General features: G+C 70.0%; 9 protein-coding genes. 6 read left to right on the forward strand and 3 right to left on the reverse strand.

Going from position 1 to position 11,034, the window contains the following annotated elements:
- Positions 1-4 precede the first annotated feature (4 nt).
- The 3 genes from gmd to FEF34_RS33310 all read left to right on the forward strand — a co-directional run bounded on the left by gmd (position 5) and on the right by FEF34_RS33310 (position 4,835).
- Positions 5-1,018, forward strand: coding sequence for a GDP-mannose 4,6-dehydratase (gmd, locus tag FEF34_RS33300; RefSeq protein ID WP_138056479.1), 1,014 nt, complete (start codon positions 5-7; stop codon positions 1,016-1,018).
- A gap of 263 nt (positions 1,019-1,281) precedes the next feature.
- The gene (locus FEF34_RS33305; RefSeq protein ID WP_138056480.1) at positions 1,282-4,020 is read left to right on the forward strand and encodes a CBM96 family carbohydrate-binding protein; all 2,739 of its coding nucleotides are present in this window, start codon (positions 1,282-1,284) and stop codon (positions 4,018-4,020) included.
- A 119-nt stretch (positions 4,021-4,139) separates the two neighbouring features.
- Complete coding sequence (locus FEF34_RS33310; protein WP_138056481.1) at positions 4,140-4,835, forward strand: hypothetical protein; 696 nt, start codon at positions 4,140-4,142, stop codon at positions 4,833-4,835.
- A 166-nt stretch (positions 4,836-5,001) separates the two neighbouring features.
- Here FEF34_RS33310 and FEF34_RS33315 read toward each other — a convergent pair whose 3' ends face one another.
- Together FEF34_RS33315 and FEF34_RS33320 are read right to left on the reverse strand one after the other, a co-directional pair.
- Positions 5,002-6,120: a glycosyltransferase gene (locus tag FEF34_RS33315; protein WP_138056482.1), complete on the reverse strand. Its 1,119-nt coding sequence runs from the start codon at positions 6,118-6,120 to the stop codon at positions 5,002-5,004.
- Positions 6,117-6,656 carry a WcaF family extracellular polysaccharide biosynthesis acetyltransferase gene (locus FEF34_RS33320; RefSeq protein ID WP_138056483.1) on the reverse strand — a complete coding sequence of 180 codons (540 nt, stop codon included), beginning with the start codon at positions 6,654-6,656 and terminating at the stop codon, positions 6,117-6,119. The genes FEF34_RS33315 and FEF34_RS33320 overlap by 4 nt, the downstream gene beginning before the upstream one ends.
- A gap of 217 nt (positions 6,657-6,873) precedes the next feature.
- Between FEF34_RS33320 and FEF34_RS33325 the strand changes: the two genes are divergently transcribed.
- The 3 genes from FEF34_RS33325 to FEF34_RS33335 all read left to right on the forward strand — a co-directional run bounded on the left by FEF34_RS33325 (position 6,874) and on the right by FEF34_RS33335 (position 10,339).
- Positions 6,874-8,307, forward strand: a complete 1,434-nt coding sequence (locus FEF34_RS33325) for a hypothetical protein (RefSeq protein WP_138057878.1) — start codon at positions 6,874-6,876, stop codon at positions 8,305-8,307.
- A 156-nt stretch (positions 8,308-8,463) separates the two neighbouring features.
- Positions 8,464-9,306, forward strand: coding sequence for an enoyl-CoA hydratase/isomerase family protein (locus FEF34_RS33330; RefSeq protein WP_199800708.1), 843 nt, complete (start codon positions 8,464-8,466; stop codon positions 9,304-9,306).
- Positions 9,307-9,610: 304 nt separating this feature from the next.
- Positions 9,611-10,339, forward strand: coding sequence for a CDP-alcohol phosphatidyltransferase family protein (locus tag FEF34_RS33335; RefSeq protein WP_138056484.1), 729 nt, complete (start codon positions 9,611-9,613; stop codon positions 10,337-10,339).
- On the opposite strand, the gene FEF34_RS33340 is transcribed toward FEF34_RS33335, so the two are convergent.
- Positions 10,302-10,781 (reverse strand): adenylyltransferase/cytidyltransferase family protein, encoded by a 480-nt coding sequence (locus FEF34_RS33340; protein WP_138056485.1) that lies wholly within the window; start codon positions 10,779-10,781, stop codon positions 10,302-10,304. The genes FEF34_RS33335 and FEF34_RS33340 overlap by 38 nt on opposite strands.
- Between the last annotated feature and the right edge of the window lie 253 nt (positions 10,782-11,034).

Genomic DNA, 11,034 nt, shown 5'->3' on the forward strand with positions numbered 1-11,034 from the left:
TCACATGACCAAGACCGCGCTGATCACCGGCGTGACCGGCCAGGACGGCTCGTACCTGGCGGAGCTGCTGCTGTCGAAGGGCTACCGGGTACACGGCCTGGTGCGCAGGTCGTCCAGCTTCAACACCGAGCGGATCGACCACATCTACCAGGGCCCGCAGGAGGCCGAGCGCAGCTTCGTGCTGCACCACGCCGACCTGTCGGACGGGGTGGCGCTGGTGAACCTGCTGCGCGAGATCCAGCCGGACGAGGTGTACAACCTGGGCGCGCAGTCCCATGTGCGGGTCTCCTTCGACGCACCGCTGTACACCGGCGACGTGACCGGCCTGGGTGCGCTGCGGCTGCTGGAGGCGATCCGGGCGAGCGGGGTGGACACCCGGATATACCAGGCGTCGTCCTCGGAGATGTTCGGCTCGACACCGCCCCCGCAGAACGAGGACACCCCCTTCCACCCGCGCAGCCCGTACGGGGCCGCGAAGGTCTTCGCGTACTGGACCACGGTCAACTACCGTGAGGCATACGGGATGTTCGCGGTGAACGGCATCCTGTTCAACCACGAGTCCCCGCGCCGCGGCGAGACCTTTGTGACCCGCAAGATCACCCGCGCCGTGGCGCGGATCAAGGCCGGCCTCCAGGACCGCCTCTACCTCGGCAACCTGGACGCGGTGCGCGACTGGGGATACGCGCCCGACTACGTCGAGGCGATGTGGCGGATGCTCCAGCACGGCGAGCCGACGGACTACGTGGTCGCCACCGGGGTCCCGGCCACGGTGCGGCAGTTCGTGGAGACCGCGTTCGCCCATGCCGGCCTGGACTGGAACGAGTACGTCCGCTACGACCCCAAGTACGAGCGCCCCAGCGAGGTCGACGCGCTGATCGGCGACGCGTCCAAAGCGCGCGAGCTGCTCGGCTGGAAGCCCACCGTCCTCGTGGAGGAACTCGCGCGGATCATGGTCGAAGCGGATGTCCGGCAGGTGGCGGACCAGCTGGCGGGCGCCTCGGTGCGCATCGACCGCTGACCGCTGACCTCCGGGCGCTCCGGGCGGGACGCCCGCCACGTCACGCCGCCCGCTGATAACGGTTGTGGAACACCGGTCCACGAAGACGGCGTCAACACGTTTAAATTGTCAAACAGATGCGTCAAATGCGTTCCGCGAAGTGTCATGCACTCGTAGAGTTCGCGCACCAACACGTTCGTACGGCCCGCCCCGACCCAGGGGGAAATAGGCGGGCACGTCAAAAGGCAGAGAGTCCGCGAGCGGGCTCAGAAGCCGGGGGGTACATGCACAGAAGAACAAGAGGGCGGATCAGCGTCGCCCTCGCACTGTCAGTGGCGGCAGCGGGAGGCCTCGGCCTGATCACGATCCTTCCGCGGTCCGCATCCGCGATCACCTCGCCCGTCGCCTTCACCGCCGACGACCTGCCGACCTGGCAGACCAACGGCATCGTCTGGACCCTGGCCGAGGCGAACGGCACCGTGTTCGCGGGTGGCACCTTCTCCCAGGTGCGCCCGCCGGACGGGGAAAGCGGAACCGCGCAGAACGCGCTGAACTTCGTCGCGCTCGACGCGGCGACCGGCGACCCCACGTCCTGCAAGCTGTCCTTCGCCGTTGGCAGCGGAACCGCGACCGTGCGGGCCCTCGCGGTCTCACCGGACAAGAAGACGCTGTACGCGGGCGGCTACTTCGGCTCGGTCAACAACGTCCCGGTCAGCAGCCTCGCCGCCATCGACATCGCCACCTGCACGCCCAAGGCGGACTTCCGCCCGAGCGTCCCCGCCACCGTGCGGGCGCTCGCGGTCACCGGCGACACCGTCTACCTGGGCGGCGACTTCACCTCCGTCGGCGGGGCCAGGCACGAGCGCTACGCGGCCGTGGACGCCACCAGCGGCGCGGTCAAGCCGTTCCAGGCCGATGTCGACGAGCCCGGCCGGGCCGTCGCGGTCACCCCTGACGGCAAGAACGTGATCCTCGGCGGTGACTTCTTCGCCGTCAACGGCGCGAACTCGCACGCCCTGGCCGTCGTCGACGCGACCACCGGCGCCAACGTCCGCACCTACCCCGGTTTCATCGAGAGCCGATCGGTGGTCAAGGCGCTCGACACCGACGCCACCGGCTTCTACACCGGCAACGAGGGCACCGGCGGCGGTGTCTTCGACGGCCGTATCGCGCTGGACCTGTCCACGATGAACCAGCGCTGGCGGGACACCTGCCTCGGCGCCACCCAGGCCGTCGAATCGTACGAGGGCGTGCTGTACAGCGCGTCGCACGCACACGACTGCTCCAGTGTCGGGGAGTTCCCCGACGGCCGCCGCCGTCACCTGCTCGCGGAGCCGACCACCGGCACCAACAAGCTGGGCTGGTTCCCGGACACCAACGACGGTCTGGCCGAGGGCATCGGCCCGCGCGCCATGGTGGTCTCCGAGACCTCGGACAACAAATACATGTGGGTCGGCGGCGAGTTCACCACCGTCAACGGCGCGGCGGCCCAGGGCCTGACCCGTTTCGCGTCCTCCCCGGACATCGGGGCGCCGACGGTGCCTGCGGTCAGCGCCGAGGCCCTGTCGCCCACCGAGGCCCGGGTCCGCTGGCGTTCGAGCTACGACCTGGACGACAGCAGGCTGACGTACAAGGTCTACCGCAACAACGGATCCTCGCCCGTGTACACGGTCGAGGGCGACTCCGTCGAGTGGTCCCGCCCGCAGCTCTCGTTCACCGACAAGAACGTCACCCCCGGCTCCACCTACAGCTACCGGGTGACCGCCACCGACGCCGCGGGCAACGCCTCCGGGCTGTCGTCCACGGTCACGGTGACGGTGCCGACCTCCGCCCAGAACTACCCGGCGCAGGTGCTGGGTGACGGCGCCAACCTGTACTGGCGCTACGACGAGTCCGCCAGCCCGTTCATCGGGGACAGCTCGTCGGGTGACCAGAACGGCGTCCAGGTCAACGGGCCCTCGCTGCGCCAGACTCCGGCCGCCGTGACGGGCACGTCCACCGCGATCGGGTTCAACGGCAGCAACGAGTGGGTCTACAGCGAGAAGCGGACCACGGTGCCGAGCCAGTACTCGATCGAGACCTGGTTCAAGACGACCACCACTCGGGGCGGCAAGCTGGTCGGGTTCGGCGACCGGACCACCGGGACCAGCGGCAACTACGACAAGCACGTCTACATGCGCAACAACGGTCAGCTGATCTTCGGCGTCTGGACGGGTACGGCCCGCACCATCACCACCCCGGACAGCTACAACGACGGTGCCTGGCACCACGTCGTCGCCACCCAGGGCGCCTCCGGGATGGCCCTGTACGTGGACGGCGTCCAGGTCGGCACGCTCGCCGAGACCAGCAACCAGAGCTACAGCGGCTACTGGCGCACCGGCGGGGACAACCTCAACGGTTGGCCGAACCGGCCCACCAGCTACCACTTCGCCGGCCAGATGGACGAGACGGCCATCTACCCGTCGGTGCTGAGCGCGTCCCAGGTGCAGAAGCACCACGCCCTCGCCTCGGCCGCGGCCGACACCGTGCAGACGGTCAAGGCGGCGGACGACACGTATGTCAACGCCGGTGCCGCCAGCACCAACTACGGCACCTCCACCTCCCTGGCGGTGCGCGGCAGCGCGGCGTACGAGACGTATCTGCGCTTCGACCTGCCGGCAGCCCCGGCCGGGACCGTGCTCAAGAGCGCGCGGCTCACGGTGAAGACCACCACGTTGAGCAGCGCGGGCAGCACGGACGAGGTCTCCGTGCGGCCGTTCACCGGAAGTTGGACGGAGTCGGGCACCACCTACGCCTCCAAGCCGGCCGTCTCCGGAACCGCGATCGGCACGCTGACCGGGATGACCGAGCTGTCGTCGCTCTACTCGACGGCGCTCGACACCGGGGCGCTCTCGCCGGCTCTGGGCGGCAGCTACGACCTGGCGCTCACGAGCACCGGAACGGACGCCCTGTGGCTGTGGTCCGGTGAGGCGTCGGCCGCGGAGAACACCCCGCAGCTGGTGCTGACCTTCGGGGCGCCGTAACCTCGCCGCCCCTTCGTGCGGGCCCGCACCTCCGTGTGGGCCCGCACACCCTCCGGGCCCGCACCTCCGTGTGGGCCCGCCTCCATACCCCGGGGCCCGCCGGCCCCGCAGGAGCCACCATGCACACTCGTATTCCCCGGCCTGTCCGGCGCGGCGCGGTCGGCGTCGTCGCTCTCACCGCGCTGCTCGCCCTCGCCGGTTGCAGCTCGGACGGCGACGCGGAGGCGAAGGCCAAGCCCACCCAGAGCACCTCCGGCAAGAAGGCCACCGCCACAACCGACTCACAGGCGAGCACGCCCTCCGAGGGCCCGTCGGCCCCGGCCTCCAAGGGCCCGGTCCTGCCCGACGCGAAACTCAGCCCGGCGACCGGCAGTTTCACCGCCAACGAGAAGAAGTACCTGAGCGGCCGAGTACCCGTGGACATGGACCCGGCCGCCGTACTCCAGACCGGCCAGGAGACCTGCCAGCGCATCGAGCGGACCGCCGCCCACGACAAGAACGCCGCGATCGGCGCGATCATCTCCGGGGACCTGCCGGAGGCGGACGCCGCGATCAAGCAGCTGTGCCCGAAGCAGCAGCCCCTGCTGGACGCCGCCGCGACCGGGTTCGCCGACGGCACCCGGAAGAACCCGGAGCCCGGCACCTACCAGGCTCTCACCACCGCCGCGGGTTGCACCTGGCAGGCGATGGGAGAGGAAGGCAAGGTGCTGGCGGCCGGCCCCGGCACGGGCGCCGGGAAGAAGGTGACGGCGGAGATCCCGGCCGGGACCCGCACGTTCGTCTCGACCGGTTGCTACGCCTGGCTTCCCGCGTAAGCACCGTCTGTCCAGGCGACTCCCCCCGGCTGAGCCGGGGGGAGTCGCCGCCTGTTCTGCCGCTCACCCGGCCACCGTGAACGGCCGCCCCACGCCCGCGTCGGCCGGCCCGGCGGTGAGCAGTTCGACGAAGCCCCCGGAAGGACCCCGAAGCCCCGGAGGGCCCTCACCCGTCCTGGGACCGCTCGTACACGTCGAGCAGCGTGCCGAGGACCGCTCCCATGGAGAACGTCTCGGCCGTCAGTTCGCGGGCCGACGCGGACGCGTTCTCGCGTACGGACGGCTCCAGCAGGTCGAGCACCGCGGGAGCGATACCGTCGGGACCGGTCACCACACGGCCTGCTCCGGAGCGGTCCACATCGCGGGCCAGGCCGTTGGAGTCGGTCACCACGACCGGGGTGCCCACGGCCATCGCCTCCAGAACCGACATCGGGAACGGCTCGTCGACCGAAGGCAGCACGTAGACGTGTGCCCGGCGCAGCTCCTCGGTCATCTGCGTCCCGGTCAGCGGTCCCGGGCAGCTCACCTTCCCGGCGAGTCCCAGCTCGTCGATCCGCCGCCGCACGGACGCGAGTTCGCCTTCGTCGGGCCCGGCCACCACGATGCTCGCGTCCGGGTGCCGGGCGAGGATCGCGGGTGCCGCATCCACCAGGTCGGCGGGGCGTTTGCGGGCCTGCAGGCGGGCCGCGTACAGGACGCGCGGTGGGCCCTGCGGGGCAGGTCCGTCGGGCTGCGCGGGGACTCCGTTGACCAGGCGGACGGCGCGGTCGAGCCCGGCTCCGCCCACCACCGCGTTCAGGTCGCGGAGTTCACGGCTGGTGAGGTGCAGCACCGCGTGGGCACCGGTCAGCACCCGGCGCAGGGCGACCGCGTCGAGCAGCCGGGCCGACAGCCGCTCGCTCGGGTCGACCATGCCGTGCGTCTGGAGGACCAGTGGCCGCCCGGCGCGCAGCGCGGCGAGCGCGACCGGGAGCGTCACCAGGTCCCGCGCCAGATGCACATGGACGACATCGGCCGCACGTACGAGGCGGTGCGCCCCGGCGAGGAGCGAGGGCGAGGTCAGGCCGCTGAATCCCAGCGGCAGTATCCTGCGCGCCCTGTACAGCCGGGCGGGCACGCCCTCGATCTCCTCGGGCAGCGGCGCCGGGAAGCCGTCGGCAAGCGCGGTGACGCGTGCGTCGTGTCCGCGTTCCCGCAACCCCTTGCAGAGGTTGAGGGCCACCCGCACCGGGCCTCCGAAGGCATGGGTGGTGCTGTGCAGGGTGACCGCGTGCAGCACTCTCATACCGGCTCCTCGACGGGCCTGCGTTGGTGGTCGGCGGTGTGCATGGTCAGTTCCGGCAGGTCCTTGTGGAGCACCGCTCCGGCGCCGACCACAGCACAGCGGCCGACCTTCACCCCGGCCAGCACCGTGGCGCGGGTGGCGATCCACGCGCCGTCGTCCACCGTGATCGGCCCGTTGCGGTACCGGAAGTCGGCGGCCCGGTGGTCGTGGCTGCCGGTGCACAGCAGTGCCTCCTGGGACACGCACACATGCGAGCCGATGGCGACCGGCTCCAGGTTGAGGATCCAGGCCCCCTCGCCGATCCAGGTGTGGTCGCCGACGGCCAGCTTCCACGGCCACAGCACGCGCACGCGGTGCCGGATGAGCACTCCGGTCCCGATCCGGGCACCGAAGGCACGCAGCAGAGCCGTCCTGACCCTGGCCGGGGTGAACCACGCCATGAAGACCGTGTTCATCACCGCGAACCAGAGCGCCTGAACGATTCTGCTACGTCCCTTGTCGTATCCGGCCAGTGTGAAGGCCGGGAGGTCACGCATCGATCCACCCCCAACGGCGTCCCCGGGACGCCACTCGGCCACAACTGTAGTAGCTGGGTGTTCATCGCAGGCAGCGCGTCCGTAGACTGCGGCGGGGATCTCTATCGGGGGCGGGGGCGGTGACGCCATGACGCAGCACAAGGACCGGGGCGCCGTGGCGGCGCCTGCGGCATACGGCCGGGACGCGGACGAGCCGGGTGCGCGGGAGTACTCCGCCATGCCGTCGTTCTCACCGCGCACCCTGCTCTCGCGCGCACTGTCGATCCCGCTGGTGCTGGGGTTCGCGGTGTTCCTCCCGCTGCTGGTGCTCGTACAGCCGGGCACCGGCCTGTACGACTCCGCGTTGTGGACGCAGTTCGCGCTCACGGTGTACTCGAGCCTGCGGCTGTCGGCGATGATCCTCACAAGCCGGCGCAAGCTGCTCGCGGGGTCGTTCTGGCTGTTCGTCTACATGGCGATGGGCGTGGCACCGCTCGTCCAGACCGTGCTCGGACGCACACCGACCCCGGTGGTCGGGGCGCGCACCGAACTGACGGAGGCCATCGCGCTCGTGCTGATCGGCTGCGTCGCCTTCGACATCGGCTCGCTGCTGGCCCGCCAGCGGCCGGGCCGCGAGCGGGACGACGGGCTGCGCACGGCGCTGGTGCACCGCCGCCGCCTGTACCTGCTGACCATCGCCGCCTTCGCCGGCTCGGCCCTCCTCATGGTCAAACTGGGCGGTCCCGCGGTGTTCTTCACCAGCCGGCAGGAGATCATCAGCAGCGTCCAGGACGCAGGTCTCTCCCAGGCGGACTCGCAGGCGGGCCAGGCCATCGTGCGCGGCTTCGGCACCGTGCCCGCCCTGATCGCCTGGCTGGCGTACACACGGTGGCTGGTGACCTCGCGGCGCGCGCGCCGCTCCGGCATGACCATCGCCACGTGGGTGGCGTTGACGGGGCTGAACGGTGTGGTCAACAACCCGATCTCCAACCCGCGCTTCTGGTTCCTGACCGTCCTCTTCTCGCTGCTGTTCACCGTCTTCCCCGTGAGCGCCGCGTTCTACCGCGTCGCACTGAGTCTGGGCGTGATCGTGGCCCTGATCGTGTTCCCGTTCTCGGACCGGTTCCGCTACGACGACGACAACTACCGCCCGCTGGAGACCACGTCCCCGCTGGAACCGCTGACCATCAAGGACTACGACCAGGTCGGCATGTTCGCCAACACCGTCACATACGTGCGGTCGGGGCGTGGCCACACCTACGGCCGCCAGCTCGCGGGTTCGGTGCTCTTCGCGGTGCCCCGATCCGTTTGGCCGGACAAGCCGATGGACACCGGCGTGATCGTCGGCGAGTGGATGGGAGCCGTCAACACCAACCTCTCGTCACCGGTGTGGGCCGAACTGTGGATCGACTTCGGACCGGTCGGCATGGTGGCGGGGTTCGTGGCCCTGGGCTACACCGCTGCGCGGGTCGACCGCCGCCACGCGCGGCGAGCGGTGCGCCGGTCGCCACCGGGCAGCCTGATCGCGCTGACGGTGCCGCTGGTCGCCGGGTACTCCTTCATCCTGCTGCGCGGGCCGCTGCTGCAGGCCTCTGGGCGGGTGGCGATCGCGGCCTGCTGCATCGCGCTGATCACCACGTTCCGGCAGGACCGGGCGGCCGGGTTGCGCTGACCGGGGCGACGGGCGCCATCCGGTTATGGCTCCGCTCATGATCCGCCGGACACGCCCTAGTAGTGTGTGAGGGTCAAAGCACGACTGGACGACGCGACCGGGAAGCGCGCAGCATCGTCGGTCTTCTGTCCCTGGATCAGGAATCGGGAAATCTCTGTGCCCACCTCCCCGGTGAGAATTCACCGCCACTCCGCCGCCTACTGGCAGGTCACCTTCGACAACCCGCCCCTGAACCTGATCGACCCGGAGGTCATGGCCGGCCTGCGGGATCTTCTGACCCGGCTGGAGAGTGACCGGGATGTGAAGGTTGTCGTCTTCGGCAGCGCTGATGACGAGTTCTTCCTGGCGCACTACGACGCGGTCCGGGCAGCCGAGATGCCCACCGACACCGGTCCCACCGGCCTGCCGCCCTGGCCGGACGTCGTGGTGCGCCTGGCACGGGCTCCCTTCGTCAGCATCGCCTGCCTGCGCGGCCGCGCACGGGGCGCGGGAAGCGAGTTCGCCCTGGCGTGCGATCTGCGTTTCGCCAGTATCGAGAAGGCGGTTCTGGGCCAGCCGGAAGTGGGATCGGGAGTGGTCCCGGGAGGCGGCGCGATGGAGATCCTGCCCGCCCTGGTCGGACGCTCACGCGCTCTGGAGATCGTCTTGGGCTCCGAGGACTTCGACGCCGCGACAGCAGAGCGGTACGGGTGGGTGAACCGGGCCCTGCCCGACGCCGAACTCGACGCCTTCGTCGACGGCTTCGCCTCACGGATCGCGCGCTTCGACCAGAACGCGCTGTCCACCGCCAAGGACATCATCAACCGCCGGTCGGCGCTCCGGCTGGAGGACATCGTGGAGTCCGGTCAGGCGCTGCGCACGGCCGCGGTCTCGCCGAACGGACGCGCGAGGCTGGCCGAGTTGCTCGCCCGCGGCATGCAGCAACGCGGACCGTTCGAATTCGACTTCGGCGCCGAACTCGGACGGGACGACAGTGCGTCAGGAGACCCGGCTCAGTGAGGCGTCCCGGGAGTGTGAACACGGAGGTTCATGCTGCGAGTGTGAGTGTACGCGCTCTCTGCTATTACTGTTCGAATTCGGCTGGTGAGAGCTATCAAGGCTCCGGCGCACGGGCGCCGGCCCTCGCCATCCGCCCGTGTGCCGCACGGCGGCCCTGCGGCTGCCGACCGACCGTGCCGCACTGGCCGTGACCAGGTGGTGTCGTTTCCGGTCAGTTTCCCGTTGGTTCGTCTTCGCGCCTGCTCACCTGTGATGATGTGGGGCGGGGGAGTCATCAGTGGGGTCTTGAGGTCCGGGGGGATCGATGAGCAGCACAGCTACCGGCACATCGGCGCTGACACAGTTGAAATCCGCGCAGAAGAGCGCGAAAGGGGTGTCGCTGTACTCGCGGTTCGTGAACCGGCCCGCAGGGCGGTATCTCGCTGCCGGTTCCCACCGGCTGGGACTCACGCCCAACCAGGTCACCTTGATCAGTGCGGCCTTCAGCTTCGCGGCGGTCCTGGCGGTGGCGTTCGCCCGGCCCACCTGGGCGGTGGGTCTGCTGGTGTGGCTCGGGCTTGCGGTCGGGTTCGCCTTCGACTCGGCTGACGGGCAGCTGGCGCGGCTGCGCGGCGGTGGGAGTGCTGCGGGCGAATGGCTTGATCATGTGGTCGACTGCGCCAAGCTCACCGCGCTGCACACTGCGGTGCTGATCGCGTTCTACCGGTACCCCGGGCACTTCGGGACCTCGGCCGACGGCTGGCTGCTGGTGCCGCTGGGCTTCCAGCTCGCCGCCGTCGTCACGTTCTTCGGGGGCCTGCTCACCGAGCAGCTCAAGCCCAAGGCGGCACCGGGGCAGACAACCGCGCCGTCCACTGTGCGGGCGGTGGCGCTGCTGCCCGTGGACCACGGTGTGTTCTGCCTGGTCTTCCTGCTGCTCGGCGGTGGCGGAGTGTTCCGCTGGGCCTACACCGGGCTCGCCGCCGCCGCCGTGCTCTTCCTCGTCGCCTTCCTCGTCAAATGGTTTCGGGAGCTGTCAGCAGTTCGTCGCTGAGGCGCGGCGGCCCACCGAGGGCGTCGATGGCACGGCGCAGTTGGGTGCTCGACGTGTGGACGGTGTACGGGAAGTAGACGACATCCACGCCCACCGCGGCGAAGTCGCGCTCCAGGCGTTCGCCCTTCGGTGTGTCACGCCAGTCGTCGCCCTTGAACAGCACGTCGAAGCGCACCTGCTTCCAGGCCTCGACCTTGTCCGGCACGGTCTCGACGAACGCGGCGTCCACGTACTGGATGCTGCGCACGATCTCCAGCCGTTCGACCAGCGGGATCATGGGTCGCCTGCCCTTGGCCATCTCGGCCATCTCGTCCGAGACGACCCCGGCCACCAGGTAGTCGCACTGGGCGCGGGCGTGGCGCAGGATGTTCAGGTGCCCGATGTGGAAGAGATCGTAGGCGCCGGGTGCGTAGCCCACGCGGTACCGCTCGCTCGATGGCACAAATGCCCCCCTTGTTCGTTGGTGTCCCCCCGCGCGCACCCGTTGACAGGAGCGCGCAGAATTTGACGATAGCGTTCATGCTGGGTGCGGGGAGAGTGAACAATCGGGTGCGACCTGGTTCACCTCCGAGCACCACGCGGGGTCAGGGGGTCCCGTGGGGTGTGAACATACTGGGGAGGCCACCGAGGCGGGTGGCCGGGGGGAAGGTTTCGTCGCGTGACACAGACCAATGGCGAGGACGGCGGGCGGCGGC

It is taken from the genome of Streptomyces marianii, from assembly GCF_005795905.1.
Lineage (GTDB): Bacteria > Actinomycetota > Actinomycetes > Streptomycetales > Streptomycetaceae > Streptomyces > Streptomyces marianii.

Excerpts from the sequence above, each read along its gene's own strand:
- gmd (WP_138056479.1), top strand. The coding sequence starts at position 5 with ATGACCAAGACCGCGCTGATCACCGGCGTGACCGGCCAGGACGGCTCG.
- FEF34_RS33305 (WP_138056480.1), top strand. The coding sequence starts at position 1,282 with ATGCACAGAAGAACAAGAGGGCGGATCAGCGTCGCCCTCGCACTGTCA.
- FEF34_RS33310 (WP_138056481.1), top strand. The coding sequence starts at position 4,140 with ATGCACACTCGTATTCCCCGGCCTGTCCGGCGCGGCGCGGTCGGCGTC.
- FEF34_RS33315 (WP_138056482.1), bottom strand. The coding sequence starts at position 6,120 with ATGAGAGTGCTGCACGCGGTCACCCTGCACAGCACCACCCATGCCTTC.
- FEF34_RS33320 (WP_138056483.1), bottom strand. The coding sequence starts at position 6,656 with ATGCGTGACCTCCCGGCCTTCACACTGGCCGGATACGACAAGGGACGT.
- FEF34_RS33325 (WP_138057878.1), top strand. The coding sequence starts at position 6,874 with ATGCCGTCGTTCTCACCGCGCACCCTGCTCTCGCGCGCACTGTCGATC.
- FEF34_RS33335 (WP_138056484.1), top strand. The coding sequence starts at position 9,611 with ATGAGCAGCACAGCTACCGGCACATCGGCGCTGACACAGTTGAAATCC.